Origin of the sequence: Phyllobacterium lublinensis, from assembly GCF_020164435.1 — a bacterium.
Classification (GTDB): Bacteria; Pseudomonadota; Alphaproteobacteria; order Rhizobiales; family Rhizobiaceae; genus Phyllobacterium; species Phyllobacterium lublinensis.
This window is the reverse complement of the sequence record NZ_JAIUDQ010000004.1, coordinates 153,028-177,869: the sequence shown is the minus strand read 5'-3', so window position 1 is coordinate 177,869 and position 24,842 is coordinate 153,028. Positions and strand designations below refer to the sequence as shown.

Here is a 24,842-nt window from a genome sequence, read left to right as displayed (position 1 = left end):
TCCGCGTTGATAGTGAGTCAGACACGCTATTTACGGGGAACAATCATGAACACCGCCAATCTTCAGCTAGAGGGCCTTTGCCTCGCCATAGCCGCCATCAATCGTTCACTCGTCGCGAAAGGATTGCTGACCGATAGGGAGATCGACACGGCACTGCGCAAGGCCGAAGCCGTGGCGGTCGGCGATGACCGCGCTGTCGAACAGCTTTCGCCCGCCAATCGGGATGCCGTCTGCTTCCCGATCCGCCTGCTGCAGATTGCAAACAGTTCAGGAGCCGACACGCCATGGTCGTTCTCCCACCTTGCAAAACTGGTCGGCGAAACCAAGCGACCCTATAACGATCAGCTCTAGGTCAACAGGCTTTCAGACCCGCCCTGAGGAGGTCGTCGCGGAGCTGCTCGACGATGCGCGGATCCTTGTAGAACTCCGTCGCAACAAACCGCTCGACTGCAAAGTCGGGATCGATGATCCGAAGGGCGCACTTCGCGCTCTCAAGTCCCGCCGGATCATCGAGGTGGGAAAGAGCTGCCACCCGGTACACGGCCGCTATGCGGGTCACGCGCGACAATTGCGAGACGACAGAGACGGTGTCGGCGTATTGTCCGAGAAGGTAATATGCGACGACCTCCAGTTCACGGCAGTAGGCTGGAAGGAACGGGTCCAGCTGTCTTGCCCGCAACTGGTACTTCAATGCCGTCTCGCCATCGCCGAGAAAATTGTAGAGCTCGCCCATTCGTCCGACCACATAGGCATAATTCGGGTTGAGGTCGAGCGCGCGACGGTAATGATATTCCGCCTGGCCGTAATTCCTGGTCTGGAGAGCAATGGCGCCCGCAATCCGGTGACACTCGGCATCGCTGTCGTCAAGCTCGAGGCCGCGGCGCGCACTTGCCAGCACGTCGTCCCAGACATCATCTCCGGTCCAGTCGGCAAGCGTTGCAAGCGCGCAGGCACGCCATGCATAGGCGCGAGCGAAAAAAGGATCCTTGTCGATGGCAAGGTTGAACCAGTGAAGGGCTTCCTCCGCTGTCTCTCGGGTGACGCCGCCGAGACGATGGTGCCCCAGCCCCCGCAACAGGCAGTCATTGGCGTGCATGTCGGCTGGCTTCTTGCGCTGCGCCGCCACACGCCCCTGCTGTTCGATCCTGCCGGCAACCATGGCGACGATCGCCGACGCAAGATCATCCTGAACATCGTAGAGCTCTTCGAGCTTGCAATCATATTTCTCGGCCCAGACATGTTCTCCGGTTTGGGTATCGGTGAGCTGGCATGTGATGCGGATCCGCGATCCAAGTTTTCGCACACTGCCCTCCAGGCAATAGGCAACGCCGAGCTGCCTGCCGATTTGCTGCCAGCCGAGATTGCGTCCCTTGAGCGCAAAGCTGGCATTCCTGGAAATGAGAAAGATCTGGTGGAAGCGGGCAAGTTCTGTGATCAGATCCTCAGAGAATCCATCGGAGAAATACTCCTGCTCGGGATCCCCGCCGAGATTGGCGAAAGGCACAACCGCCAGCGAATGCGGGTTTATGCGCTTGATCTCCTCGCCGCCGTCAGCCGGCAATTGCACCGGATTGCCGGTGACGTAGCTATGATTTTCCAGGTCGCCAACAACGCGGAAAAGCCGGATCGGCTCGGAAATGTTCTTGAGCGATCGTTCACCCAAATCCTCGAACCGAAGCTTGGCGGCGCGCTTGACCTGATCGAACACGTTCTGGGTTATGAGGACGGAACCCGGCTCGCCGAGACTTTCCACTCTCGCGGCGATGTTGACCCCCTCGCCAAGCAGGTCCTGGCCATCGACGACAGCATCCGCCAGATGGATGCCGATGCGCAGTTGCAACGGATTGCCGCTCGTCTGGTCCGAGGCAAGGAGAGTTCGCTGGATTTCAAAGCCTGACTGGACCGCCATGACCGGGCTTGGAAACTCCGAAAGGAACCCGTCTCCTGCTCTTGAAAACACCCGGCCATTATGCCGGCCGACCTGTTCGCCAATCAATTGCGTGAGCGCTGACAGCTGCCGGATCGTCTCACTCTCTGACAGCTCCATCCGGGCAGAATAACCGACCACATCGGCGGCCATAATGGTAACGAGACGTCGTTCCATGCGGGGTTTCCTTCTCGCCCGAATGCTAGCACGACGAAACCCTAGACGCTACGGCCACCCCGCCCTGCTGCCTCCAGCCCGCAAGGGTGACTACCTGGAACACGTCTAAGTTCCGGTGCCGGATGCCTTGAGGAAATCGACGAAGGCCCGAAGCGTGGCAGGCATCTGGCGGCGGCTCGGATAGTAAAGATAGAAGCCGGTGTAATAGGGGCACCAGTCCTCGAGCACGCGAACAAGACGATGCTGTTCGATGTGCGCGATGACCTGATCCTCGAAGGCATAGGCGACCCCCGCTCCCAATAGCGCTGCCTCGACCATGACATCCTGGTCGTCGACCACAAGGGCGCCGTCGACTTCAACGCTCAGCTCGACACCGCCGCGTTCGAACTCCCATGCGTAGAGCCGCCCGCTGCCGAAGCGCAGTCCGATACAGGGAAGCTCCCGCAGGTGATCGGGCGCCGTCGGCCTGGGATAGCGTTCGAAAATGGATGGTGACGCTACAATAGCGGTGCGCTGCCGCGGCCCGATCGGTACCGCAATCATGTCCTGGGCAATGACTTCGCCGAAGCGAATCCCGGCATCAAAGCCTTTGGACACCATGTCGACGAGGTCGTTGGCGACCACGATCTCGATACTGATCCTGGGATGTGCTGCCAGGAAGCGGGCCACGAGCGGCAGAAGAACCATCTTTGCCGAAGCGCGGGCCGTGTTGATCCGAAGCCGCCCTACGGGCGCGCCGCGCAATTCGTTGAGATCATCAAGCGCATCCTCAATGTCGCGAAAGGCGGGTGCCACTCGCGCAAGCAGTCGTTCGCCAGCCTCCGTCAGGGCGACGCTGCGTGTGGTGCGATTGAAAAGCCGCAGATCCAGCCTCGCCTCAAGCGCTTTCAGGGCGTGGCTCAATGCCGATGGGGTGCAGCCGATCTCGTCGGCAGCGCGGCGAAAGCTCCGGTGCCGCGCAAGCGCGAGAAATGGAGAGAGATCCGAGGGTGAAACCATCTGCATTGGTGAATTCTATTCATCAACTCAAGGAGAATCCAGTGGATTATCTCAACAACAGCTCTGCGTTACAAATTTCCCATAGCCGCCGACAAGCACGCGGCGAAAGCAAAACAGGAGATTGACATGCATACATGGTTCGTTACCGGAGCATCGCGTGGTTTCGGTGCTCTCATTGTCGAGAAGGCGCTTGCCAAGGGCGACCAGGTCGTGGCTACGGCGCGCAATCCCAAGGCAATTACCGAGCGCTTCGGCGAGCAGCCCAACCTTCTTGCCGTTGCCCTCGATGTCACCGACGAAACACAGGCGCACCAAGCGGCCAGGGAGGCAATCGCCCGGTTCGGGCGGATCGACATTCTCGTCAACAATGCGGGCTATGGCCTGCTGGGAGCGGTCGAAGAGGCAAGTGGTGCCGAGATCGAGGCCCTCTATCGCACCAACGTCTTCGGCCTCCTGTCGGTGACCCGGGCTGTTCTGCCGCACATGCGTCGCCAGAGATCGGGCCGTATCATGAACTTCTCGTCGATCGGCGGCTATCAAAGCGGCCCTGGTTTCGGCGTGTATTGCTCGACGAAGTTCGCCGTGGAAGGCTTGACCGAAGCGCTTGACGCGGAACTGAAGCCGCTAGGCATCCATGCCACCGCGATCGAGCCGGGCTACTTTCGCACTGATTTCCTGGATTCGACTTCGCTCAGCGTCAGCCCGATCGAGATCGACGACTATGCCGAAACGGCTGGCGCTGTCCGTCACAAGGCCAGGGAAATAAGCCACAACCAACCGGGCAATCCCGACAGGCTCGCGGACGTCGTGATCTCGTTCGCCGACGTTGAAAATCCCCCCGTCCGGCTTCCGCTTGGCAGCGACACCGTTGCCGCCATCCAAGCCAAGCACATTTCGGATGCGGAACTGCTCGCCCAATGGCGCACCGTGTCTGTTTCAACCGACTTCGAACAGGCCGAGCAGAAGTAGCAAACATGCCCATCCGCCCCGGCGGGTGGGCATGTTACGCAGACTTCGGTTCCCGCGTGCGTCTGCGCGCCGACGCCGTCGGTTTGACGGGATCGGTGGTTTCATTCTCAACCATCGCGCTCAGTCGCTGATAGATGCCCAGCCCGATCACCAGTGCGACACCCGTCAGCAGGAGAAAGGTCGGGTAGATCATCAGATGCAACTGGTCCTTGCCCGCTTCAAATACAGCAACCAATCCCTCCAGGAAAACCGCAATGGCGATGGTTGAGATGAACTTGGTCAGGCTGCGGCGCGCTTCCGCGGCCTGGCGCATCTCCCGTGCCCGGATGGCCTCCTCCTCCAGCAGATACTTCCCGACATCGAACACAGCGATGGCAATGACGGTATATCCAACTGCCTCAAGCAATGTCGTTGCAATGTTCGTGCTGTCCAAAAGCAGCGACCGTACAACTTCATAGGCCGCATATGCGATCAGCCCGAAAGCCAGCAACATGAGGAAGCCGCTTGCAACGGCAAATGCAGCGCGTGTAACGCGATCGTAGATCACCGGCCAGTTTCCCTTCGTCGTTCATCGTGCGGTTTCGACCCGACAGACTAGGCATGGAATAGTCAGCACATCGTTAAGTCCAAATCTTCAAGCCGTGCATGGCGAAAATGCCGGCCATGACCCGGCACTCGGCATGGAACGAAAATGCCCCAGCAATGTTTTTGTAGAGGAATAAGGACGGTGGCCGATGTTAAAGCTGATTGGTGCGATTCTCATCATAGCAGGCGTGCTTTATTCCACTTGGGTGGCGCTCCGTCACCGCAGCCTGAGCCGGCCGCCCCACCAGACCGCCGACAATGAAAACACCGCATCATTGGAACCGCGCAGGCAGGGCCTTGGATTCCTTGGACTGTCAAGAAACCTGCCGGCACTGGTCGCCATAGCGGCAGGCGCGGCTCTCCTCCTTTATGCCGGGTAAAGCCCATTTCACGAATAAATGACTATCCCGCCCCGCATGGAACGAATTTGATCGAACGCAGTTTTGCTGCAAAAGCCGGGAGAACAGGGAGTGTTGCCATGACTGACGACAAGTCCAAGCAGGACAATCGCGATCGCGCGAAAGTCTCCGCAAGTGAGGATTATGAGGTCAACTACCTCATGACCAAGTATGACCTGAGCAGGAATCAGGCACTTGATCTGATCGCCAAACACGACGGCAACCGCAAGAAAATCGAACGCGAGTTGTCAGCCGTTGACATCTGAATCGGGCCAGCGGAGGCTGCTGGCCTGAACTGCGATTGCAACAGGAAGCAGGCGCCGCGAGGGGAACTATGCCGATAGCACGGCGGAGCGTACTCGAAGGCATGCTGGCAGCGGCGGCTTCGTCGTTCGTGCCACTGCCCGGCCGCGCGCAGGAGGCCACGATTCTGACGCGGCCCATCCCGGCTTCGGGAGAAGTGATCCCGGTGATCGGTCTCGGCAGCTGGATCACCTTCAATGTCGGGAATGATCCGGTATTGATGGATGAGTGTGCGAGCGTCATGGCGGCCTTCTTCACCGCGGGCGGGCGATTGATCGACTGTTCGCCAATGTATGGATCGTCTCAAACCGCGATCGGTTACGGCCTCGCAAAGCTTGGCATGCCCAAGCCGCTCTTTTCCGCGGAGAAGGTGTGGACGTCCGGGCCGGACGGTCCCGGGCAGATCGAGCGGTCGCGCCAGTTCTGGGGCGTGCCGCGGTTTGACCTTGTGCAGGTCCACAACCTCATCGACTGGCAGGAAAACCTCAAAACGTTGATGGACATGAAATCCGCCGGCACGCTGCGCTACGTGGGAATTACGACGTCAGAGGAACGCCGACATGACCTGCTCGAGGAGATCATGCGCACCCAGCCGATCGATTTTGTCCAGCTCACCTATAATGTCGTCGATCGTGAGCCTGAACAGCGGCTGTTGCCTCTTGCTGGCGATCGCGGCATTGCGGTGATCGTGAACCGCCCCTTCCAACAAGGGGCTCTGACCCGCCGTCTCCGCAACGAGAGCCTTCCGTCCTGGGCGGCCGAGATCGGCGTTTCCACATGGGCACAGTTCATTCTAAAGCACATAATCTCGCACCCCGCCGTCACCGTTGCCATCCCGGCAACGACCAGCGTCGACCACGTGCGTGAAAATCTGGACGCGGGGCGTGGAGTCCAGATGGATGCAGGCATGCGAGCGCGCATGGCCTCCTACGTTCAGGACCTTTAATGGCGGAATGGTGGTCCTATCGCCCGGAAGACATGCTGCTGTTTTCTCCACGCGTCTATTGGCGGATGTTCGAACTGCACAACGCCGCGGTTTGGCCCTTGCATCTGCTTACGGTCACCGCCGGACTTGGTGCAGTTCTTCTCGCTCTCGGCCGCGCCCATGGCACGGCACGCTGGGTCGCATTCATTCTGGCCATCCTGTGGGTTTTCGTCGGGTGGTCTTTTCTCTGGCTCCGGTACTCGACCATCAATTGGGCCATTGACTACCTCGCCCCCCTTTTCCTGCTGCAAGCGGGGCTGCTTGTGATCGCCGGCATTCTCCCGCATGCGCTTGTCTTCGACCGCCGTCATGGTGTTGCAGGCTGGAACGGATTGGCGATGGCAATAACGGCGCTTTTCCTTTATCCGCTGCTGGCCCTGGCCTTCAACTGGCGACAGGCAGAGGTCTTTGGCATCGCACCCGACCCCACGGCCATCGGCACTCTGGGATTGCTGCTGATGACGAGGGGCGCGTTTCGCTTGGTTCTTTTGCCGATCCCGGCGCTGTGGTGTCTCGTATCGGGTCTGACCCTGTGGACCATGGAGGAGCCGACAGCATGGCTACCGATTGCGGCAGTGATCGTCACGCTTGCAACGTACATGCTGCCGACGGGGCGAAAATCCTGAGTCCACAACCTTTCCGGACTGTTCCTTGCCATCAACAACCGAGACATGCCAATAGAGTCCGAAACGCAAGACCAGCCGACGAAACCCACATTAGGGCGTAGTAGAGGCGGGCCATGATTGCCTTCCGTCTGGCAGACCATACATTTCAGGAGAGCTCATGTTTGATCACGTCAAATTCGGAGTGAGCGACTATGCTGCAAGCAAGGCGTTCTTCCTCAACGCACTCGAACCGCTCGGCGTAGCCGTGGTATCGGAGGGGTCGCCGACATATGGCATTGAGATGAGCCCAAAGGGTAAGGCTTCATTGTGCCTCTACCAAACCGATGAGAAGCCTGCGCATCTTCACTTGGCGTTCACGGCTGAAAATCGCCAGCAAGTTGAAGCCTTCTATCACGCCGCCCTGGAAGCGGGCGGCAAAGACAATGGCGCGCCTGGCCTGCGCCCGCACTACCACGCGAACTACTTTGCGGCTTTCGTCATTGGCCCGGACGGGCACAACATAGAAGCGGTTTGCCACGAACCTGGGGTCTGACCGCTTATCGTCGCGGGCTAAGGAAAGGGCCACATGCCATCTGTCACGACGCACCAACAGGCGCTCCAAAGCGCGACCATAGCGACCATCATGACAGCAACGGTCCTCGTGTCCAGGAATGTCTTGTCACCATTCGTCATCGAAAATTCCAAACTTATGGTCACTGTTGGAAGGAAACGAGATGTTCCACATCGGCAGTGAGGTGCACTACCCGAGGTGTCCGGGCCGATTGCACCAAAAAGTCTACGGCTACTGTCATATTTTGTTCCGTTAATAATGGAATGTCAATGATCGAGCCGCCACCGATTGTCGCGCGGCAGGTTTGGTCCGCATGCGATCGGTCACATTATTGCGAGGCTTGCTGGACATCCGATATTCGCCAGAACGGGCGTTTGATCTCGACGAGCGGGCGACGGGGATCGCCGGCCTTCAGTCTGTCGCGGATAAGCGCGACCAAGTCCGCCTTGACAGCCGGATCGGACAGGAAATAGCTATGACCGATAAAGCCGCGGCCGCCTGAATATTCTATGAAATCGACCAGTTCTCCCATATGGGCCCCTTCCCATTGCGCCGCCGCCTCGCTCCTTTCCTTGGGAATCCTGCCGGCAGCAAGCTGTCCCAGCCGCAGGGCGCTGCCGAAGAGCAGCGTTGACGCGCCCAGCGCCTTGTCCCTGGGAGACGAATAAACCGTAAGATGCATCGCGCCCTGAGACGGAAACGTGCCTGGATTGGATTTGCTGCCGAAGGCAAGATCGGGGTCCGATATCCACGCGAACAATTTGGAAGAAGCTACATCGAGATCGATATCGGGGGCGAAAAACACCGAGTTCGCGATCTTGTAGCGCTGCCAAAGCGAGGATCGGCTCACATAGGCTTCGATGGCGAGTTGTTGAGCCACATTCGCGAGCACATCGGTTCCGCGGCTGTGCGCCAGGAGGTGAAGCCGCTCGACACCCTTGGCTCCGGCGATGATGCGAATGGCTTTCTTGAAGTCCGCGACTGCAAACTCGCTCGACTCGCGGTCGACGTTGTAGCCAAAGAAAAAGCCGCGGGTGCCCCCGGCAGGCCATGTCAGGACGATGCAGACGAACTGGTTCTGCAGCGACCTGCAAATCTCGCCTGTGGAGCGTGTGGCGCCTTCGAAGCTATTGCCATATCCGTGAATGAAGACCACGACTTCCTTGCGTTTGGCTGTCGCGAGACGACGAGTGACTTCAGCCTGCAGCGCTGCGGCCGCCTGCTCATGGGCGGCGACCGCCGCCGGCGTGCGCCGCAGCCCGTTCGCAGTTGCCACGACACCGTAAGGTGTTGCCGGAAACCGTCCGCTCTCGGAAACCGTGCCTACACGCAATCCAGTTTCACCAGCGGGCGAATTGTGTGTCGGGGTGACCGACACCGATCCGAAACTCAGGAATATTGATCTTTCGGCACCGTAGGACAATTTGCCGCCCGAAGCAGTTACCGGCGCCCGGTCGGTAACGTAGAGGAGGTCGAAGGCCTCAGAACTCTGGCGTAACTCGACGGCCTGGGTACTTTGCATTGCTGGCGACGCCGGACCGGGCTGCGTCTCACGCTGCGCCACGCAGCCAGCAAGGGAAACGAGCAGGACAAGCCCCGCCATCGCCCGCCAAAATTTTATTGATCCGTCCTGTCCCATGTGGCTCGTGAATTTGTTACCAAGAGCACGTTCAGCAACACAACAGCTGTCTGCCACATGGTATCCTCCCCCGGTTGTTTTACCGTGTTCGGCAGCGTGCGTAAATCCGCTCCAGCGCTCATCTATTGCGACATCCCCATACGTCGCTGCCCGATGATGCCACATGGAAAATTTATGCAGTTTGATCGATTTCGTATCGATTTCCTATGCCGCCATGCATATCTCAGGCGCTTGTTCTGCGGCGAGCACCTACCTTTACAGCCGCCAGGATGCATTCAATTGGTGATGAAATGCGTAAAACTAAGACCGGCCTTGCACTTAACCCAAAAGTTAGCCGAAATCTTCCGATGGAGTACTTCCTACTCACCCGTGTCACGTCGGAAGGCGGGATCATCGGCCACATCGATGGAACGCCAATTGCGGAGACAGTGGTGGACGGAAACGGATCGCGTTATCACTTTGCCGGTATCGCACCGCGCTACAGCGACGGACGTTTCAACGTCGAATCCCTTCGCTCCGGGGAATGGATCGTTGAACCGGGCCTGGTCTATCTGATGGAGAAGGCGGCCAAAGCCGCCTGAACGCGAAGCCAGCCGCCGTTCTCCTCGAACCCATCCCGCCCGGTTAATTTGAACAATTGAAATGAATCGCTGCGATGGTTGGTCCTGACCATTCAGGACTCAACCATCCTGTTTGAGCGGTTGATCAGACCATTCCGAGCGCATTCATGTAAAGCTCAAGGATCGCTTCTTCTTCCTTGCGCTCATTGGCGTCCTTCTTGCGCAAGCGGACGATCGTGCGAATGATCTTGGTGTCATAGCCACGGCCCTTGGCCTCGGCCATCACTTCCTTGATGTCGTCCTGGAGAGTCGTCTTCTCTTCTTCAAGGCGTTCTATGCGTTCGATGAACTGCCTCAATTCCGCAGCTGCAACACCCTCGACACCGCCCTGCGCCGCCAAATCATCCATGCTCTTAACTCCGCTCTCTTGTCAAAATCCGTTGTGCGACTCGGGGTAGTCACGCGAACGGCTTCGATGCCCGACCAGTGCATCAGGAGTCAAGAACTACACGCTGTGTAACAACAATCGTGATGGGATGAACTCACCTGATGGCCGCAAAGGGCTCAATGGGAGGGCTTGCTCGCCTCGAAGGCGGCTTTCTGCGCCTCGTTGGCTTCACGCTGATGCTTCGCCTGCCAGTCTGCATAGGGCTCGCCATAGACGATTTCCCGGGACTCCTCCTTGGACAGCGCAATCCCCGAAACCTCGGCGGCCTCGCGGTACCAGTTCGACAGGCAGTTGCGGCAAAAGCCTGCAAGGTTCATCAGGTCGATGTTCTGCACATCGCTGCGCTCGCGCAGGTGATCGACCAGCCTGCGGAAGGCGGCAGCCTCCAGCGCGGTTCGCTGTTCGTCGGTAAGATCGGTCATCACATGGTCTCCTGCATTGACGGAGCAAAAGGTTGGTCAATCGGCCCCGTGCGTGAGCCGTATTGTCTTGCAACATGGATATCGGGATCGATATTGATGGCTTCAAGGATGGGCGCAAGGCGTTTCGCCCAATCGTCGATCCCCTTTTCTTCGGCAATCAGGTCTTGCCTGACTTCGATCAGGGCGTGGGCGAACCCGGAACGATACAGTGCCGGAACATGGTGTCGTTGCGCAGGGCGCCGTCATAGGGCTCATTGTCACCCACCACCAGTTTCGGATCAGCCCGCAACCCCTCAAGCAGCGGCAGGACAGCGCGCGGATCCCTGTCCCACAGGATGCCCGCATGCCAGGGACGCGGCGTGGTCTTCCAGAAAGCGGTGAAGGAATGAATGGAGATGACCAGCGGTGCCTTGCCGCTCGCCGCGCCCACCGCCGCAATCGTGCGGTCCACTGCGTCATGATAGGGGCGGTAGAAGTCGTTGAGGCGCTTTTCGCGTTCCTCGGCCGGCATAGGATTATTGCCAGGAATGATCGCCCCGTCGGAAAGCCGCATGATCAGGGTCGGATCGTCCTCGCCGCGGTTTGGATCGATCAGCAGCCGCGAGAACCCGCCAAGCACTGCAGGAACGCCAAGCATTGCCGCCAGCTGGCGCGTCAATTTCTCGACGCCGATATCATAGGCAATATGCCGCTCAAATTCGGAAGGGGGCAGGCCAAGCGATCCATATTCTTCCGGCAGATCGCGGCGTGCGTGGTCGGCCAGCAGCACAAGACCGCGCTTGTGATCGCCATCGACGCGATGAAAAGGTGAGAACGGCATTGAACGAAGCTCTTTCAATATGAATCGGGCTTGTTTTTTGTCTTCCATGCCTTTGCCTTCAACGCAACCATCATTCTTTTGTCGCACTCGTGCACGAACCTTCGCATTCAAACGATTAGCGCGTTGACAATGCATGTGAAACTCCCGAAAAGGAATGCAAAGACGGACGGAGGCAATATTGGTAAGCCCGCTTCACTGCACCCCCCTCTGCCCTGCCGGGCATCTTCCCCGCACGGGGGGAGACAAGCCTGCAATAGTGTATCGGCCAATTTCCTACGGTGAAAAATGAGCGGAACGATCGATGCAAATTCGGTCTCCCATATGGGGGAGATGGGAGGCAGCTCTGAGTGGGGTACAACCCATTCCTCGCCACCTGCCAGAGCCAGGTGGTTCAGCGTTCTGGTGGCTTTTTTATTGATATTTGCAGCGGGCAGTTTTTTGGCCCCCGATAAGGCCCACGCCGATTTCCGCGTGTGCAACACCACGCAGAACCTTGTCGGCGTCGCCCTCGGTTACCGGGCAAAGACGGGCTGGATCACCGAAGGCTGGTGGCATGTCAATGCCTCATCCTGCACGACGCTGGTCGTCGGGCCGCTGACCTCGCGCTACTACTATCTCTATGCGGAGGATGCGCAAAGCGGCGGCCGCTGGGATGGCAAGGTCAACATGTGCGTGGCCGAAAACCAGTTCAAGATTACCGGCATCAACGACTGCTTCGCGCGCGGATTTCAGCGCTCCGGCTTTCAGGAGTATGATACCGGCGAGCAGACAAGCTGGATGGTCCAGCTTACGGAAGAAAATCCTCCCTCATCTCCAATTGTAACGGATACCCCTCCTCAATGAGACGCCGCCGTAAGGTCAAAATTCTAGCCACCCTGGGTCCTGCTTCCTCCGACGAGGTGATGATCCGCAAGTTGTTCGAAGCCGGCGCCGATGTGTTCCGCATCAACATGAGCCATGCCAGCCATGACCTCATGCGCGAACTTGTCCGCCGCATTCGCACCGTGGAAAAGAGCCTCGGCCGTCCGATCGGTATTCTCGCTGACCTCCAGGGGCCGAAGCTGCGCGTCGGCAAGTTCAAGGATAGCAAGGTCGACCTCGTGCCGGGCCAGACCTTCACGCTCGACAACCTTGATGAGCTTGGCGACAATAACCGCGTGTTCCTGCCGCATCCGGAAATCCTCGAGGCGGTGGAGCCCGGTCATCGCCTGCTGATCGATGATGGCAAGCTTGCCCTTGTCGCCGAAGCCTCTGACGGCAAGTCGATCCGCTGCCGCGTCGTCTCCGGCACCAGGATCTCGGACAAGAAGGGCGTCAGCCTGCCCGACACGACGCTCGGCGTCGGCGCCCTGACCGAAAAAGACCGGCGCGACCTCGATGCCGTCCTGCAGGAAGAAATTGACTGGGTGGCCCTGTCCTTCATCCAGCGGCCGGAGGATCTTGCGGAAGTCCGCAAGATTTCGCGCGGCCGCGTTGCCCTGCTTTCCAAGATTGAAAAGCCCCAGGCTGTTGCGCGTCTCGATGAAATCATCGAGCTTTCCGACGCGCTCATGGTGGCGCGCGGCGATCTCGGCGTCGAGATGCCGCTGGAATCGGTGCCAGGCATCCAGAAGCAGATCATCCGTGCGTGCCGGCGGGCCGGCAAGCCGGTGGTCGTTGCAACGCAGATGCTCGAATCGATGATCACCGCCCCCGTTCCCACCCGCGCCGAAGTCTCCGACGTCGCAACGGCGGTGTTTGAAGGTGCCGACGCCGTCATGCTCTCAGCCGAATCCGCAGCCGGCGAATACCCGGTCGAGGCCGTCTCGACGATGGCCCGCGTGGCCGAAGAGGTCGAGCGCGATCCGAACTATCCGGGCATCATCCATGCCCAGCGACCGGAGCCAAACGCCACCGGTGCCGATGCCATTTCGCTTGCCGCCCGCCAGATCGCTGAAACGCTCAACCTCTCGGCCATCGTCACCTACACCGCCTCGGGCACAACGGGCCTGCGCGCAGCGCGTGAACGCCCGCTCCTGCCGATCATTGCCCTGTCGCCGGTGGTCGAGACGGCGCGCAAGCTTTCGCTCGTCTGGGGATTGCACTGCGTTGTAACGGAAGATGCGAGCGACCTCGATGACATGGTCGATCGCGCCTGCCACATCGCCTATCAGGAAGAGTTCGGCAATCCCGGCGACCGCATCATCATTTCGGCAGGCGTACCGTTGCGTACGCCCGGTTCGACCAACATGCTGCGCATCGCCTATATCGGCTCGGATGGCCTGACGGGAATTTAGTCGGGAAACCCTCGATTCGGGACAAGAATGTGCGATTCTTGTCCCAAAATCTCTACTCTTGCGTGAAAAAGATGCGTAGGCGCGTGTGTCAGGTGCGCTGGCCGGTGAGTTCATCGGCGAGCTCGCCTGCCTGGGCCTGCGCCGCGCGCAGCATCGGATAGACAGTCAGAACCCGTTCGAAAGCCTCAAGCGCTGCTTCCTTGCGCCCGGTATCCTTCAGGATCGCAGCCATCCCCGAAAGTGCCCCGAAGTGGCGCGGCTCGAGCGACAGCGTCCGCTGGATATCAGCCATGGATCGCCCATAATCGTTCATCATGAAATGCAGGGTTGCCCGCCGGTTCCAGCCTTCGGCATAGTCCGGCTTCATTACGACCACCTGGTCGAGAAAATCCAGCGCCATGGAATACTTCTTGTCTTCCATGGCCTTGGCTGACCAGGCCATCATCAGATCGACGGTAGCGCTTCCGGAGTTCTGCCATTGGTTCTGGATGAGCGAGGCAATTCGCGCTGCCTTGACTTCGTTGCTTTCGCGTTTGAGCGAAGCAAACAGTTCATCGAGCCGCGCGGCTCGCTTCTGCGCCAATGTCTGGTTCGGTAGCGCAGCCTGCTGCTGGACAGGCCCCTGCTCTTGCGCAACGGCAAGCGCCGGCGTTATCGCCAGCACTCCCCCAACCGCAAATACAAAAACGCTCCGCATGATACGGATGGTAGTCCGTATCAGCGAAACGTCAAATGCAAATAACCGTGAGACGGTAAGATCAGCCCTGGCGTGCTTTGAAGCGCGGAGCAGTCTTGTTGATGATGTACATCCGGCCCTTGCGACGGACCAGCTGATTGTCACGATGGCGGCCCTTGAGAGCCTTGAGGGAATTCTTGATCTTCATTTCAGCACCGGTATCTTTACGCCCGAAACCGGGCACCAATAAAAAGCGCGCCTTGGAGCGCGCCGGAAACACGTTGCGGGGAAATAGCCAAGGATTGCCTCCAATGTCAACACCCGGCTTACGATTCATGTGGTGATTCTGGATCAAACCCCGCATTTATTGTCGATGCCATCCGGTCAGCGGCGTTTGGTTATCCGGGTTACGTGTCCCATCTTCCGACCCGGGCGGGCTTCAGCCTTGCCATAGAGGTGTACGACCGCACCACTTTCCTGCAGCAATTCCGGCACCCTGTCGACATCATCGCCGATCAGGTTCTCCATGACACAATCGGAATGGCGCCTCGTGTCGCCCAGCGGCAAGCCGGCAATTGCCCTGATGTGCTGTTCGAACTGCGACACGGCACAGGCTGCCTCCGTCCAGTGACCTGAATTATGGACGCGCGGCGCAAATTCATTGGCGAGCAAGGTGCCATTGGCGAGCACGAAGAATTCCATGCCAACGACGCCGACATAGGCCAGCCCCTCGAGCAGCTTGCGCGCAGAATCGGCGGCGAGCCCGGCAATCGTCGAGGAAACCGAGACAGGAACGGTCGAGGTCGCCAGAATACCGTCCTTGTGCACATTCTCGGCAATATCATAGACCCTGATGTCTCCCGCTGCGTCGCGGGCTGCAATCACCGAAATCTCGCGTGTGAAATCAACAAGCGACTCGAGGATAGAAGGCACGCTACCGATAGCGGCAAAGCCGGATTTGGCGTTTTCACCCTTTGCACCGGTGAACTTGATCTGCCCCTTGCCATCATAGCCGAAGCGGCGCGTCTTCAGGATACCCTTGCCCTCGAAGGCCAGCAATGCGGCCTCAAGATCCCCTTCATTTTCCACGATGCGCCATTGTGCGGTCTGGATGCCCGCCTTGTTGAGAAAACGCTTCTCGGCGACGCGATCCTGGGAGACCTTCAAGGCTTCTGGCGGGGGAAAGACCGTCTTGCTTTCATTGAGAAGCTCTGCTGAATCCACCGGGACATTCTCAAATTCGTAGGTGATGACATCGCTGAGCTCGGCCAGTTGCTCGAGTGCATTGGGATCATCATAGGACGCCACAATGTGCTCATTGGCGACCTGGGCGGCGGGACAATCCGCCTGCGGTTCCAAAATGACGGTTCTATAGCCGAGACGCGCCGCTGCCATGGCCAGCATTCGCCCGAGCTGGCCACCGCCGATAATACCGATCGTCGATCCTGCAGAAATCATAATTACGCCTCGTCAAAAGGTCTCGTCGCGACCTTGTCGCTTTGTGCCTGCCGGAATTCGTCAAGCCGCGTCGCCACGCCATCATCGTTGAGGGCGAGAACGGCCGCGGCCAGCAAGGCTGCATTGACCGCGCCCGGACGGCCGATAGCCAGGGTACCGACGGGGATGCCCGCGGGCATCTGGACGATGGAGAGAAGGGAATCCTGTCCGGAGAGAGCCTTGGATTCCACCGGCACGCCAAAAACCGGCAGAGGCGTCATCGAAGCAGCCATGCCGGGCAGGTGTGCAGCACCGCCAGCACCTGCGATGATCACCTTGAAGCCCGCATTGCGCGCGCCCTTGGCAAATTCGACCAGTCTGTCGGGAGTTCTGTGTGCTGAAACGATGCGGTCGTCGTGGGAAATGCCAAGACTGTCCAGTGTCTCGGCGGCGTGGCGCATCGTCGCCCAATCGGACTGGCTCCCCATGATGATTGCGACGTCAGCGCGTTTGTCAGCCATTGAGTGTCCTGTGGTCTGTCGAGCAGTGTCGCGCTACCCGGCCGGGTGGAAGATCCCGCCTTTCGCAGCTCTCCTCGTATCGTCTTGCCCTTTCAGGCACCATTGTTGATCCTGTGCATGAGATTACGGCCTAAAGGAAAAGCGCCTGCGCCGCAAGCTGGCTTGCGGAACCCCGGTGGCGCTGCGATGTCAGGCTATGATGTCGGGCGTGATCCTGTCTTCGAGCTCGATGAGCTTGTCCTTGATGATCAGCTTCTTCTTCTTCATTCGCTGGATGCGAAGCTGGTCACAGCCCACCTGGATCATTGCTTGTATGGCGGCATCAAAATCCAGATGCTCTTGTTTCAATCTTGCGACTGCCAATCGAATGTCAGCCTGATCCTGGTCGGACATGCAGTGATTCCCAGTATTTGCTGTAGAAGAATCCCGTAGTTGGCATGGAGCAATACAACACCCTGCCGATACGTCGCCATATCATATTTCAAGAAACAAGAAAATCCTACGAAACAAATTCGACAATTGCTTAAAGTGGTGGCAGAGTGTCACGGCTCTGTCACAAACTCGCCGCAAGGCGCGCAGAGCATGTACGAGCAAGGCACTAACCAAGGGAGAAGCCGGATGGCCATTGAGTCTCATCTTGAAACGCTTGAACGTAAGCATGGAGCGCTGGAAAAGGAAATTTCCGAAGCGCTGTTAAGTCCCGCCTCCGACGACCTGAAAATCAGCGACATGAAACGACGCAAGCTCATGCTCAAAGAGCAGATCGAAAGGCTGAGGTCAGCCGTCACCCATCATTGAACCGGCTATAAGGACAATACCGCGAAATTCCACTCGATAGTCTGAAATGACATCGTGCTGGCAGTTACAAAAAGCCCGGCCTCTTCGAAAGAGGTCGGGTTTTTGTTTGCACGCCAGTGTCTGTTGGATGTGCCCTTACGAGCCATCGAGACTACTGGCTCCAGAACTGGTCCAGCCATAAATTCAGTCGAAAGAAGCCACTGTCATCGACAGTATAGATGCGGCGGGTGCCCTCGGCCTTGACCTTTACCAGGCGCGCATCGAGGAGTGCCTTGAGGTGCTGGGAAACCGCAGGTCGAGAAATCGGCAACCCGACCGCCAGTTCGTTCACGGTTTTCGGTCCGCGCCGGAGCTCCTCAAGGAGATAGCGGCGGTTTGGATCAGAAATTGCTGCGAATGCATCCGTCTCGACCATACCGGATAGTCGTTTTAAACCGGCGGAAATGTCAACGGATTTCGTATCGCAGCCGAATCGAACCATCACTCCCGCATATTTTCCGCACGCGGATCCAGTCTGACACCCTCGGGCGTCACGCGCTCCGCGCCAACGGTCTGAAAGTTGTCCCTGAGTTCGATTGGCACCGGCGGTCGCATCCGCGAGCGGATGATGGCATGGGTCATGATCGATGCGTGGGCCAGTGCCGTAACCGCGAACAGACCCTCCGGCGTAATGCGCTCCATCGCCAGGGCGCCAAGGACCGGCCCGATCATCGTGCCGAAGCCGTACAGGAGCAACAGTCCGCTTGTTACCTTGACGAAGCTCTGCTGGTCCGAGAAATCATTGGCATGGGCAACCGCCACCGGATAGAGCGTATAGGCCAGGCCGCCATAGATCGCCGTCATTGCGAGAATTGCATAGGCATGGCGCGGCGCGACCAGAAAGATCGACAGGCCTATCACGGCCGCTGCTCCGCCAACAATCGCGAGAACGTAGCGCCGGTCTGTACGGTCGGACATGCGCCCGACCGGTATCTGCATCAAGGCGCCGCCCATCACCGAGGCGCTCATCATCAGCGCGATCTCCGTGGTGGAAATGCCGGTTGCCGCACCATAAACGGCGCCCAGCGTGCCGAATGCACCATTGGCAACGCCGATCAGTATGCAGCCGAGGAAGGCCACTGGTGAATTGCGATATAGCGCCTTGAGATCCAGCTGAACTTCCGTCAGCGGCTTCGGGCTGCTGGCCGTCGAGATGGCCGTGGGTATAAGGGCAAGGCAGAACAGGATGCCCGACAACATGAAAAACGTTCCAGTACGCACATCGCCAAAGCCGATCATCATTTGCCCGACAGTGATGGACCCGAAATTCACCACCATGTAGAGACCGAATATCTGCCCGCGATTGGCATTGGTCGCCCGTTCATTGAGCCAGCTCTCGATCACCATGTAGGAACCGGCCATGGCAAAGCCGGTCAGGGCACGCAGCACGATCCAGGCAGTCGATTCCACGAGAATCCCGGTCATCAGCGCAACGATTGCCGCTATCGAGGCAAATGCGCTGAAGGCGCGCACATGGCCAACGCGCCGCACAAGTCGCGGTGCAAGCAGGCAGGAGGTGATGAAACCGCCCGCCCAGGCCGTTCCAAGAAGACCGAGTGATGTCGTCGAGAATCCTTCCGCGCCACCGCGCAACGGCAATAGCAGTCCATGCAAACCTGACGCCATGACGAGGAAGGACGTGCCGCAGAGAAGCGCGAAGACCTGAATGAACGAACGGAACACGGCAAACCCTTCAAGCGAATCGGAAGTGGACCAGCACGGATCGCGCCGGAGGAGATCGTGTCATGCAGCAATGCGGAAACTTAGGTCGCGTGGACATTTATGGATTGGGCGTGGCGCGAGCGAATTTTGTTCCTGAACAGGAGGAAAGGCCGTGGTGGAGTTGATCCTCCACGAGGGCTTTCCGACGCATTCAGGGGCAAAATCTGCCGCGTCCCAAAGGGATATGGTGAAAATCGCCCAGTTTGTCGGCGCAAACCCTCGATGGAGGATAACTCCACCTTCGGTTTTGCTTCTAAACCTGAACGATTTTCCCTCATACCACGCTCCAATCCATACTTGTCCACACGACCTAATGACATCCGCATCAGGTCAACGGAATAGCGCTTCAGCGGCAACCTTGCTGTCCCCTTTGCGGGACCGTTCCTCTTCAAGCCGGGTGATTTCAGTCCGCAGAAGCGTAATGCGCTCATCAAGCTCCGCGACCGACAATAGCGACAGGTCCTGCCCAATATCATGAATGATCTTGCGCCTTGGCTCTTCATCGAAAAGTGACATCATTTCCTCCACTTGTCGCTCTAGTGTGCAAGGATACAGTCCAACTGCTTGGAATTGCAAATCATTCCGGCGAATCAATGTTGAGGAAGATCCCATGGCCGAAAAAATTCCGACAATAATGACGGCGATCGAGATCACCCAGCCGGGCGGCCCGCTGGTGCTCAAGCCGGGTGAGCGCGGTGTCCCCGAACCAAACCCGGGCGAGCTTTTGGTTCAAGTCAAGGCTGCGGGCGTCAATCGACCGGATGTGTTGCAGCGCCAGGGGCACTACCCGCCGCCGGCGGGTGCTTCCGATATTCCCGGGCTTGAGATCGCTGGCGATGTCATAGCCGTGGGCGCAGGCGTGAGCCGGTTCCGCACCGGTGAACGTGTGACCGCGTTGGTCCCAGGCGGCGGCTATGCCCAGTATTGCACGGTGCACGAAAGCAATGCCCTGCCAATCCCCGCGGGTTATGGCTATATTGAAGCTGCCGCGATACCGGAGACCTTCTTCACCGTCTGGCACAATGTGTTCGAGCGCGGCGCCTTGCAGAAGGGCGAGACATTCCTCGTCCATGGCGGCTCCTCCGGCATTGGTACAACGGCAATCCAGCTTGCAAACGCGTTTGGAGCTCATGTCATCGCAACGGCGGGTTCGGAAGAAAAATGCGAAGCCTGCCTCAAGCTTGGCGCTGGCCGCGCCGTCAACTACCGCAACGAAGATTTCGTCGAAGCCGTAAAGGACGCAACCAGCAACAAGGGCGTGAACCTGATCCTTGACATGGTCGGTGGAGACTATGTCGAGCGCAACTATGAGGCGGCCGCAATCGACGGTCGTATCGTCCAGATTGCCTTCCTGAACGGCGCGAGGGCAAACGCCGATATGTCGAAACTGATGGTCAAGCGCCTCACACACACCGGTTCGACGTTGCGCGCCAGACCGATTGAATTCAAGGCTGGGATTGCCCGTGAACTCGAGCTCAAGGTCTGGCCACTTCTTGTCGAGCGCCGCGTAGCCCCCGTCATTGACATGGTCTATCCCATGCATGAGGCCTGGCGGGCTCACGAACGCATGGAAGACGGCCAGAACATCGGCAAGATCGTGCTTGACGTGAGCTAGAGCCGCGCAAGTGGCGCGGCCCTGTTATTGCCCGTGAAAGTATCAGTTCGTTGGCTGGACCTTGCCGATATTGACGAACAGGGTTTCGCCCGAAGAATCGTCGACACCATCATTGTCCGTCACAGCATAGCCGGTTCCGTCTGCATCGACGGTAAAGCCTTCAAGCTTTTCGGGAACATAGCCATTGGCTGATTTCAGATCGCCAATGAAATCATGGGCGAGCGTCTTCTCCACCACCGGAAGCTTTTCGCCGATCTTGGCGGGCTTCAATCCATCGAGCGACACGCGGTAAAGCCGCTTGTTGACGGCATTCTCCGCGATCTGGTTGTCGCGCTCGATAATATAGAGCTGACCGTCATGGGCGGTGATTTCCGACAGGCCAACCCAGCCATTCTCGGTCTTGTCCAGCGGATAGGAAACGGCGCTCCAGGACTTGTCCTTGATGTTGTAGCTCAGGAGTTTGACAAAGCCTTTCTCGTCGTCCTTCCATTCGCGCTGCATGACCATCCACAACGTTGCGTCATCACCCTCTCCGACGCGGGTGATGCCCTCAAGCCCATAACGGATCTGGTTTGGCAACAGATCGTCGGGAAGCGCGATTTCCTTCTTGATTTCGCCCTTGTCATTGACGTTGAAGATTGCGTGCGGAACAAGCTTCGCCTGATCGCCTTCATTGGCAAGCCAGAAGCCGCCGTCACCATCTGTCGTGATGCCTTCCAGGTCGAGCTTCTGGGCTGGCTGGCCGCTGCGCTTGACCACCAGTGCGTCCGTGATTTTTGCCGGCGTCTGCTTGGCATCGATCGTGAAAATGGTTGGCGCGGAATAGTAGATCGAGTCCGATACGGCATAGACCTTGCCGGCTTGCTTCGGATCACCGACCAGTCCGGAAAGGGCACCCCAGCCAATCGGCGTGCCGTCGTCTTTCGTAGCCGAAACGACCTGCGGATAGTTCGCTTTCTGATCCTTCAGTTCATAGATCATGACATGGGACCTGACACCGCCATCCTTGACAAGATCGACTTCGTTGGCGGTCACCAGCAGATTGCGTGAAGGGATCGCCAACACCCCTTCCGGCGCAATACCGGAGGGCAGAAGCTGGACGAATTCCGGTTCCGCGCCCGTATCCTTGTAGACCCCGACGAGCGAAGCGCGCTCGCTTGCCACAAAGAGATAGTTCGTGTCGCCGAACTTGGCGACTTCCGCACCCTCCAGCTCAACGCCCTTCTTGTTGCGCTTGTCCGGATAATGCCCGGCTTCAGCCATCCTGAGTTCGAGTGACGAACCGGATTCGTAAAGCACCTTTCCATCCTTCGAAAAGATGCTGAAACTGCGCGATCCGCCCTTGTAATCACCTTCATTGGCGACGACGAAGCGATCATTGTCCAGCCATTTGATGGTGTCCGGTTCACGCAGCACGCCCTTCATGCTGCCGTCGAATTTCAGTGCGCCATCGTTCTTGACGTCGATCTTGTCCAGATCGACTGTGCCTGCGGAAAAGTGCGATACGATCTTGCCGCTTGCCGCATCGATAATCGCGATGTGGTTGTTTTCCTGCAGGGTAACTGCAATCTGGTTGTTAGCGTTGATCGACACGAATTCCGGCTCGGCATCTTCCGGCGCAATTTCCGAAAGGCCCGTCAGCTCGACGGTCTTCATGCTGGCGCAGTCCGGCACACCATCCTTCAGGACGAGGATCTTGAGATTGCCCGAAGGCAACTGCGGTATTGCACCCTCATTGACTTCCTCATCGCGTTCATTCTCGATCGCAATCGCGGCAAAGGTCTTGTCCGGCGAGATGGCAACTGAATCCGGCTGCCCACCGAGGTCGCACGTCGCACTGAGCTTGCGCGTTGCCAGATCGATGACGTCGAGCCGTCCCGACGGATTGATCTTGTCCTTGGAAGTATTGACAGCGGCGAGAACCTTGCCGGCAGCCACAGCGACCGATGTCGGTTCGCCGTCGACCTTGACCAGACCATCCGGCTGTGGCTTGGCCGCATCGCTGATATCAATGAAGCCGATCGCACCATAGGGACTATCGGAGTAGATCAGCGTCTTGCCGTCTTCTGAAGCTGTGATGATTTCCGATGACGTCGGCTTCGACTGGTCCGCGTCCTTCGGGAGATTGCTGGCAACGGGAAAGCTTGCGATCCGGTTGAAGATCGGCTCGGCAGCGGCAGGGAATGCAACAGATGCGGCCAACACGGTCCAGAGACCGAGCCTGATGGATTTGCGCGACATTATATAACCTCCGATTGTTATCCGCAGATCGTTCGCGCACGCGCATTGCAGTGCAATGACACTTTCATGACAGTTCGATGAAACAGCCGCTTGCCTCGAATCGGGCTCTCGAAAACCGATTCTTGCTCATCCATTAAAATGACGCTATATAACGCCTCGAATTCCCGGAAATTGTGGTTGAACCCACGTCCCGCGCCCCCGGAGCGGACGAACGAGAGGACTATATCTATGGCCACCCAGCTTCTTATGCCAAAGGCAACGGCCGTCTGGCTTGTCGACAACACGGCCCTGTCATTCGATCAGATCGCTGCATTCTGCAAGCTGCATCCGCTCGAAGTGAAGGCGATCGCCGACGGCGAATCTGCCCAGGGCATAAAGGGTCTTGATCCGCTGATCACAGGCCAGCTGTCGCGTGAGGAAATCGCCAGAGGCGAAGCTGATATCAATCACAAGTTGAAAATCTCCGACCCCAAGGTTCGCGTACCGGAAACCAAGCGCAAGGGCCCGCGTTACACCCCGTTGTCGAAGCGCCAGGACCGTCCGAATGCCATCCTCTGGCTGGTACGCAACCATCCGGAACTGAAGGATGCACAGATTTCCCGCCTGATCGGCACGACGAAATCGACCATCGAGCAAATTCGCAATCGCACCCATTGGAACTCGAACAACCTCCAGCCGATGGATCCGGTAACGCTCGGCCTGTGCTCGCAGATCGATCTGGATATCGAGGTTGAACGTTCTTCTCGCGGCCGGCCTGTCCATCAGGAGAGTGGCGATACACTGCTCCCCGCATCCGCAACGGAAAACCTGGACATCCAGCCGCCCGCACGCGAAGAGGATGAAGAGCTGGATGCTGACAAGGTCTTTGCCAAGCTCTCGTCCCTCAAGGGCCGCCACCAGGACGAAGACGAAGAATAGTCGTCTCAACACAATGATCAATGGAAAGCCCGGCACTGCCGGGCTTTTTTCATGACGCCCTTGCGGCCTTGTTGTCGGGCGTCTCGCTGAGTTCCACCCGGCGGTAGAAATCGGCCAGGGTCTTGCCGCGTTCCTGGCGGAAAATCCGGTCCGCTTTCTCGACCCTTGCAATGCGATCGATGCGGAAGGTGCGGAAATCGTTGCGCAATTCACACCAGCTGATCAGCGTCCATACCTTGCCCCAGAACCAGAGACCGAGCGGACGAATATCGCGGACACTCTCATTGCCATCAAGATCCGTATAGGCGATCGACAAGACCCTGCACTGTTCGGCCGCGCTCTCCGCCAGGTCGATCAATGACCGGTCATTGTCGCTGATATTGTAACTGGTTGAATGGATATGCGTATTCGTGATGCGCGGCCTGTCCTCCTTCGGCAGCACGGCACCGATCTTGATGATCGCTTCTTCGGCTGCGCGGGCCATGGAAGCGCCGCCCCACGCCGTAATCAGCCGGGCGCCAGCCACCAGTGCCACAACCTCATCGCGCGTGAACATCAGGGGCGGCAGGTCAAAGCCTTCGCGCAGGATGTAGCCGACACCAGCCTCGCCATCGATTGGCACCCCGGTTGATTGCAGGTCGGCAATGTCCCGATAGATCGTGCGCTCGGAAACCTCGAGCTTGTCGGCCAGCTGTCGCGCTGTGACGAGGCGCCCGCCCCGTAACTTCTGCACGATCTGGAATAGGCGATCAGCTCTGCGCATAAGGCTTTACTCCTTCAAGCCTTCACGCGCGCGCTGCTCCACGACAAAGGCCGTACCGAAAGACAGTTTCGATAGCGTCGGCGTCCTTGCGTCCAGCACGCGCCAGAAAGGCGTTATTGCATTCACATTCCCGGTTTGCCGATAGGCCTCATAGGCAGCTTCGGCGACGGTTCGTAAGTGGAAGCCGGTCGTAATCGGACACGTCACCTGAGCACCGTGCTGCACGGCCATTGATTTGCGCAACGTCTTCACATCCATGTGCTTGCCCTCGGGCAGGGTCCGGATGAAATCGTCGACTTGACGGGCTGTCGGAACCAGCATGATTTCGCCCGCCTTCATGCCGGCGATGCTGATCGGCGCCGCCTTTACTTCGTGCGGTCCGCCGGAATTCAGTTTCTCCGTCCAGCTCTTCATGGTCAGATCCTCAT

General features: G+C 58.4%; 30 protein-coding genes and 1 pseudogene. 13 read left to right on the top strand and 18 right to left on the bottom strand.

The genetic code is table 11. The annotated features are described in order from the left end of the window. Positions 1 to 45: 45 nt before the first annotated feature. A complete protein-coding gene (locus tag K9U38_RS07290) occupies positions 46 to 351 on the top strand; it encodes a hypothetical protein (protein ID WP_224493676.1) in 306 nt (101 codons plus the stop codon). A 1-nt stretch (position 352) separates the two neighbouring features. Here the strand turns inward: K9U38_RS07290 and K9U38_RS07285 are convergent, their stop codons facing one another. Both K9U38_RS07285 and K9U38_RS07280 read right to left on the bottom strand, forming a co-directional pair. After that, complete coding sequence (locus K9U38_RS07285) at positions 353 to 2,104, bottom strand: adenylate/guanylate cyclase domain-containing protein (RefSeq protein ID WP_224493675.1); 1,752 nt, start codon at positions 2,102 to 2,104, stop codon at positions 353 to 355. A gap of 105 nt (positions 2,105 to 2,209) precedes the next feature. Beyond that, positions 2,210 to 3,109 carry a LysR family transcriptional regulator gene (locus K9U38_RS07280; RefSeq protein WP_224493674.1) on the bottom strand — a complete coding sequence of 300 codons (900 nt, stop codon included), beginning with the start codon at positions 3,107 to 3,109 and terminating at the stop codon, positions 2,210 to 2,212. A 120-nt stretch (positions 3,110 to 3,229) separates the two neighbouring features. Here K9U38_RS07280 and K9U38_RS07275 point away from each other — a divergent pair, with 120 nt between their 5' ends. Then, positions 3,230 to 4,072: an oxidoreductase gene (locus K9U38_RS07275; RefSeq protein WP_224493673.1), complete on the top strand. Its 843-nt coding sequence runs from the start codon at positions 3,230 to 3,232 to the stop codon at positions 4,070 to 4,072. Between the two features lie 34 nt (positions 4,073 to 4,106). On the opposite strand, the gene K9U38_RS07270 is transcribed toward K9U38_RS07275, so the two are convergent. Then, complete coding sequence (locus K9U38_RS07270; RefSeq protein WP_224493672.1) at positions 4,107 to 4,619, bottom strand: GNAT family acetyltransferase; 513 nt, start codon at positions 4,617 to 4,619, stop codon at positions 4,107 to 4,109. Between the two features lie 187 nt (positions 4,620 to 4,806). Between K9U38_RS07270 and K9U38_RS07265 the strand changes: the two genes are divergently transcribed. From K9U38_RS07265 to K9U38_RS07245, 5 genes are all read left to right on the top strand, one after another. After that, positions 4,807 to 5,037 carry a hypothetical protein gene (locus K9U38_RS07265; protein ID WP_224493671.1) on the top strand — a complete coding sequence of 77 codons (231 nt, stop codon included), beginning with the start codon at positions 4,807 to 4,809 and terminating at the stop codon, positions 5,035 to 5,037. 98 nt (positions 5,038 to 5,135) lie between these two features. After that, complete coding sequence (locus tag K9U38_RS07260; RefSeq protein WP_224493670.1) at positions 5,136 to 5,321, top strand: DUF3606 domain-containing protein; 186 nt, start codon at positions 5,136 to 5,138, stop codon at positions 5,319 to 5,321. 68 nt (positions 5,322 to 5,389) lie between these two features. After that, positions 5,390 to 6,304 carry an aldo/keto reductase gene (locus K9U38_RS07255; RefSeq protein WP_224493669.1) on the top strand — a complete coding sequence of 305 codons (915 nt, stop codon included), beginning with the start codon at positions 5,390 to 5,392 and terminating at the stop codon, positions 6,302 to 6,304. Further along, on the top strand, positions 6,304 to 6,969 hold the full coding sequence (locus K9U38_RS07250) for a DUF6064 family protein (RefSeq protein ID WP_224493668.1): 666 nt from the start codon (positions 6,304 to 6,306) through the stop codon (positions 6,967 to 6,969). The genes K9U38_RS07255 and K9U38_RS07250 overlap by 1 nt, the downstream gene beginning before the upstream one ends. 157 nt (positions 6,970 to 7,126) lie before the next feature. Beyond that, the gene (locus tag K9U38_RS07245) at positions 7,127 to 7,501 is read left to right on the top strand and encodes a VOC family protein (protein WP_224493667.1); all 375 of its coding nucleotides are present in this window, start codon (positions 7,127 to 7,129) and stop codon (positions 7,499 to 7,501) included. Between the two features lie 346 nt (positions 7,502 to 7,847). Here the strand turns inward: K9U38_RS07245 and K9U38_RS07240 are convergent, their stop codons facing one another. After that, a complete protein-coding gene (locus K9U38_RS07240; protein ID WP_370631850.1) occupies positions 7,848 to 9,215 on the bottom strand; it encodes an alpha/beta hydrolase in 1,368 nt (455 codons plus the stop codon). Between the two features lie 233 nt (positions 9,216 to 9,448). Here K9U38_RS07240 and K9U38_RS07235 point away from each other — a divergent pair, with 233 nt between their 5' ends. After that, the gene (locus tag K9U38_RS07235) at positions 9,449 to 9,739 is read left to right on the top strand and encodes a hypothetical protein (RefSeq protein ID WP_224493665.1); all 291 of its coding nucleotides are present in this window, start codon (positions 9,449 to 9,451) and stop codon (positions 9,737 to 9,739) included. 124 nt (positions 9,740 to 9,863) lie between these two features. On the opposite strand, the gene K9U38_RS07230 is transcribed toward K9U38_RS07235, so the two are convergent. The 3 genes and pseudogenes from K9U38_RS07230 to K9U38_RS07220 all read right to left on the bottom strand — a co-directional run bounded on the left by K9U38_RS07230 (position 9,864) and on the right by K9U38_RS07220 (position 11,456). Then, positions 9,864 to 10,127 (bottom strand): DUF2312 domain-containing protein, encoded by a 264-nt coding sequence (locus tag K9U38_RS07230; RefSeq protein ID WP_106710839.1) that lies wholly within the window; start codon positions 10,125 to 10,127, stop codon positions 9,864 to 9,866. A 155-nt stretch (positions 10,128 to 10,282) separates the two neighbouring features. Further along, positions 10,283 to 10,588, bottom strand: coding sequence for a DUF1244 domain-containing protein (locus K9U38_RS07225; RefSeq protein WP_224493664.1), 306 nt, complete (start codon positions 10,586 to 10,588; stop codon positions 10,283 to 10,285). Further along, positions 10,588 to 11,456, bottom strand: a pseudogene (locus K9U38_RS07220) (N-formylglutamate amidohydrolase). Before K9U38_RS07220 ends, K9U38_RS07225 begins: the two are co-directional and overlap by 1 nt. Before the next feature lie 282 nt (positions 11,457 to 11,738). Between K9U38_RS07220 and K9U38_RS07215 the strand changes: the two are divergent. Together K9U38_RS07215 and pyk are read left to right on the top strand one after the other, a co-directional pair. Next, positions 11,739 to 12,251, top strand: coding sequence for a DUF1036 domain-containing protein (locus K9U38_RS07215; RefSeq protein WP_224493823.1), 513 nt, complete (start codon positions 11,739 to 11,741; stop codon positions 12,249 to 12,251). Then, on the top strand, positions 12,248 to 13,684 hold the full coding sequence (pyk, locus tag K9U38_RS07210; protein ID WP_224493663.1) for a pyruvate kinase: 1,437 nt from the start codon (positions 12,248 to 12,250) through the stop codon (positions 13,682 to 13,684). The genes K9U38_RS07215 and pyk overlap by 4 nt, the downstream gene beginning before the upstream one ends. Before the next feature lie 88 nt (positions 13,685 to 13,772). Here the strand turns inward: pyk and K9U38_RS07205 are convergent, their stop codons facing one another. The 5 genes from K9U38_RS07205 to K9U38_RS07185 all read right to left on the bottom strand — a co-directional run bounded on the left by K9U38_RS07205 (position 13,773) and on the right by K9U38_RS07185 (position 16,711). After that, the gene (locus K9U38_RS07205) at positions 13,773 to 14,381 is read right to left on the bottom strand and encodes a tetratricopeptide repeat protein (protein ID WP_224493662.1); all 609 of its coding nucleotides are present in this window, start codon (positions 14,379 to 14,381) and stop codon (positions 13,773 to 13,775) included. A 61-nt stretch (positions 14,382 to 14,442) separates the two neighbouring features. Next, the gene (gene ykgO / locus K9U38_RS07200; RefSeq protein WP_100000962.1) at positions 14,443 to 14,568 is read right to left on the bottom strand and encodes a type B 50S ribosomal protein L36; all 126 of its coding nucleotides are present in this window, start codon (positions 14,566 to 14,568) and stop codon (positions 14,443 to 14,445) included. A 176-nt stretch (positions 14,569 to 14,744) separates the two neighbouring features. Continuing rightward, the gene (locus K9U38_RS07195) at positions 14,745 to 15,818 is read right to left on the bottom strand and encodes a 5-(carboxyamino)imidazole ribonucleotide synthase (RefSeq protein ID WP_224493661.1); all 1,074 of its coding nucleotides are present in this window, start codon (positions 15,816 to 15,818) and stop codon (positions 14,745 to 14,747) included. Between the two features lie 2 nt (positions 15,819 to 15,820). Further along, positions 15,821 to 16,318: a 5-(carboxyamino)imidazole ribonucleotide mutase gene (gene purE, locus K9U38_RS07190; protein WP_224493660.1), complete on the bottom strand. Its 498-nt coding sequence runs from the start codon at positions 16,316 to 16,318 to the stop codon at positions 15,821 to 15,823. A 189-nt stretch (positions 16,319 to 16,507) separates the two neighbouring features. Next, a complete protein-coding gene (locus K9U38_RS07185) occupies positions 16,508 to 16,711 on the bottom strand; it encodes a YdcH family protein (RefSeq protein WP_224493659.1) in 204 nt (67 codons plus the stop codon). 225 nt (positions 16,712 to 16,936) lie between these two features. Between K9U38_RS07185 and K9U38_RS07180 the strand changes: the two genes are divergently transcribed. Continuing rightward, positions 16,937 to 17,116, top strand: coding sequence for a YdcH family protein (locus tag K9U38_RS07180; protein ID WP_224493658.1), 180 nt, complete (start codon positions 16,937 to 16,939; stop codon positions 17,114 to 17,116). 151 nt (positions 17,117 to 17,267) lie between these two features. Here the strand turns inward: K9U38_RS07180 and K9U38_RS07175 are convergent, their stop codons facing one another. The 3 genes from K9U38_RS07175 to K9U38_RS07165 form a co-directional block, all read right to left on the bottom strand. Continuing rightward, a complete protein-coding gene (locus K9U38_RS07175; protein ID WP_224493657.1) occupies positions 17,268 to 17,531 on the bottom strand; it encodes an ArsR/SmtB family transcription factor in 264 nt (87 codons plus the stop codon). Between the two features lie 65 nt (positions 17,532 to 17,596). Beyond that, the gene (locus K9U38_RS07170) at positions 17,597 to 18,838 is read right to left on the bottom strand and encodes an MFS transporter (protein ID WP_224493656.1); all 1,242 of its coding nucleotides are present in this window, start codon (positions 18,836 to 18,838) and stop codon (positions 17,597 to 17,599) included. A gap of 369 nt (positions 18,839 to 19,207) precedes the next feature. Further along, entirely contained in the window at positions 19,208 to 19,393 is a 186-nt protein-coding gene (locus K9U38_RS07165; RefSeq protein ID WP_224493655.1) for a DUF1192 domain-containing protein, read from the bottom strand. Positions 19,394 to 19,487: 94 nt separating this feature from the next. On the opposite strand from K9U38_RS07165, the gene K9U38_RS07160 reads away from it, so the two are divergent. Further along, a complete protein-coding gene (locus K9U38_RS07160) occupies positions 19,488 to 20,492 on the top strand; it encodes an NAD(P)H-quinone oxidoreductase (RefSeq protein ID WP_224493654.1) in 1,005 nt (334 codons plus the stop codon). A gap of 42 nt (positions 20,493 to 20,534) precedes the next feature. On the opposite strand, the gene K9U38_RS07155 is transcribed toward K9U38_RS07160, so the two are convergent. Beyond that, a complete protein-coding gene (locus tag K9U38_RS07155; protein ID WP_224493653.1) occupies positions 20,535 to 22,733 on the bottom strand; it encodes an esterase-like activity of phytase family protein in 2,199 nt (732 codons plus the stop codon). A 228-nt stretch (positions 22,734 to 22,961) separates the two neighbouring features. On the opposite strand from K9U38_RS07155, the gene K9U38_RS07150 reads away from it, so the two are divergent. Then, the gene (locus K9U38_RS07150; RefSeq protein WP_224493652.1) at positions 22,962 to 23,651 is read left to right on the top strand and encodes a DUF1013 domain-containing protein; all 690 of its coding nucleotides are present in this window, start codon (positions 22,962 to 22,964) and stop codon (positions 23,649 to 23,651) included. Between the two features lie 49 nt (positions 23,652 to 23,700). Here K9U38_RS07150 and K9U38_RS07145 read toward each other — a convergent pair whose 3' ends face one another. Together K9U38_RS07145 and K9U38_RS07140 are read right to left on the bottom strand one after the other, a co-directional pair. Next, on the bottom strand, positions 23,701 to 24,414 hold the full coding sequence (locus K9U38_RS07145) for a helix-turn-helix transcriptional regulator (protein ID WP_224493651.1): 714 nt from the start codon (positions 24,412 to 24,414) through the stop codon (positions 23,701 to 23,703). 6 nt (positions 24,415 to 24,420) lie between these two features. Next, the gene (locus tag K9U38_RS07140) at positions 24,421 to 24,828 is read right to left on the bottom strand and encodes a hypothetical protein (protein ID WP_224493650.1); all 408 of its coding nucleotides are present in this window, start codon (positions 24,826 to 24,828) and stop codon (positions 24,421 to 24,423) included. Positions 24,829 to 24,842 lie beyond the last annotated feature (14 nt).

Excerpts from the sequence above, each read along its gene's own strand:
- K9U38_RS07290 (WP_224493676.1), top strand. The coding sequence starts at position 46 with ATGAACACCGCCAATCTTCAGCTAGAGGGCCTTTGCCTCGCCATAGCC.
- K9U38_RS07285 (WP_224493675.1), bottom strand. The coding sequence starts at position 2,104 with ATGGAACGACGTCTCGTTACCATTATGGCCGCCGATGTGGTCGGTTAT.
- K9U38_RS07280 (WP_224493674.1), bottom strand. The coding sequence starts at position 3,109 with ATGCAGATGGTTTCACCCTCGGATCTCTCTCCATTTCTCGCGCTTGCG.
- K9U38_RS07275 (WP_224493673.1), top strand. The coding sequence starts at position 3,230 with ATGCATACATGGTTCGTTACCGGAGCATCGCGTGGTTTCGGTGCTCTC.
- K9U38_RS07265 (WP_224493671.1), top strand. The coding sequence starts at position 4,807 with ATGTTAAAGCTGATTGGTGCGATTCTCATCATAGCAGGCGTGCTTTAT.
- K9U38_RS07260 (WP_224493670.1), top strand. The coding sequence starts at position 5,136 with ATGACTGACGACAAGTCCAAGCAGGACAATCGCGATCGCGCGAAAGTC.
- K9U38_RS07255 (WP_224493669.1), top strand. The coding sequence starts at position 5,390 with ATGCCGATAGCACGGCGGAGCGTACTCGAAGGCATGCTGGCAGCGGCG.
- K9U38_RS07250 (WP_224493668.1), top strand. The coding sequence starts at position 6,304 with ATGGCGGAATGGTGGTCCTATCGCCCGGAAGACATGCTGCTGTTTTCT.
- K9U38_RS07245 (WP_224493667.1), top strand. The coding sequence starts at position 7,127 with ATGTTTGATCACGTCAAATTCGGAGTGAGCGACTATGCTGCAAGCAAG.
- K9U38_RS07235 (WP_224493665.1), top strand. The coding sequence starts at position 9,449 with ATGCGTAAAACTAAGACCGGCCTTGCACTTAACCCAAAAGTTAGCCGA.
- K9U38_RS07230 (WP_106710839.1), bottom strand. The coding sequence starts at position 10,127 with ATGGATGATTTGGCGGCGCAGGGCGGTGTCGAGGGTGTTGCAGCTGCG.
- K9U38_RS07225 (WP_224493664.1), bottom strand. The coding sequence starts at position 10,588 with ATGACCGATCTTACCGACGAACAGCGAACCGCGCTGGAGGCTGCCGCC.
- K9U38_RS07215 (WP_224493823.1), top strand. The coding sequence starts at position 11,739 with ATGGGAGGCAGCTCTGAGTGGGGTACAACCCATTCCTCGCCACCTGCC.
- pyk (WP_224493663.1), top strand. The coding sequence starts at position 12,248 with ATGAGACGCCGCCGTAAGGTCAAAATTCTAGCCACCCTGGGTCCTGCT.
- K9U38_RS07205 (WP_224493662.1), bottom strand. The coding sequence starts at position 14,381 with ATGCGGAGCGTTTTTGTATTTGCGGTTGGGGGAGTGCTGGCGATAACG.
- ykgO (WP_100000962.1), bottom strand. The coding sequence starts at position 14,568 with ATGAAGATCAAGAATTCCCTCAAGGCTCTCAAGGGCCGCCATCGTGAC.
- K9U38_RS07195 (WP_224493661.1), bottom strand. The coding sequence starts at position 15,818 with ATGATTTCTGCAGGATCGACGATCGGTATTATCGGCGGTGGCCAGCTC.
- purE (WP_224493660.1), bottom strand. The coding sequence starts at position 16,318 with ATGGCTGACAAACGCGCTGACGTCGCAATCATCATGGGGAGCCAGTCC.
- K9U38_RS07185 (WP_224493659.1), bottom strand. The coding sequence starts at position 16,711 with ATGTCCGACCAGGATCAGGCTGACATTCGATTGGCAGTCGCAAGATTG.
- K9U38_RS07180 (WP_224493658.1), top strand. The coding sequence starts at position 16,937 with ATGGCCATTGAGTCTCATCTTGAAACGCTTGAACGTAAGCATGGAGCG.
- K9U38_RS07175 (WP_224493657.1), bottom strand. The coding sequence starts at position 17,531 with ATGGTCGAGACGGATGCATTCGCAGCAATTTCTGATCCAAACCGCCGC.
- K9U38_RS07165 (WP_224493655.1), bottom strand. The coding sequence starts at position 19,393 with ATGTCACTTTTCGATGAAGAGCCAAGGCGCAAGATCATTCATGATATT.
- K9U38_RS07160 (WP_224493654.1), top strand. The coding sequence starts at position 19,488 with ATGGCCGAAAAAATTCCGACAATAATGACGGCGATCGAGATCACCCAG.
- K9U38_RS07155 (WP_224493653.1), bottom strand. The coding sequence starts at position 22,733 with ATGTCGCGCAAATCCATCAGGCTCGGTCTCTGGACCGTGTTGGCCGCA.
- K9U38_RS07150 (WP_224493652.1), top strand. The coding sequence starts at position 22,962 with ATGGCCACCCAGCTTCTTATGCCAAAGGCAACGGCCGTCTGGCTTGTC.
- K9U38_RS07145 (WP_224493651.1), bottom strand. The coding sequence starts at position 24,414 with ATGCGCAGAGCTGATCGCCTATTCCAGATCGTGCAGAAGTTACGGGGC.
- K9U38_RS07140 (WP_224493650.1), bottom strand. The coding sequence starts at position 24,828 with ATGAAGAGCTGGACGGAGAAACTGAATTCCGGCGGACCGCACGAAGTA.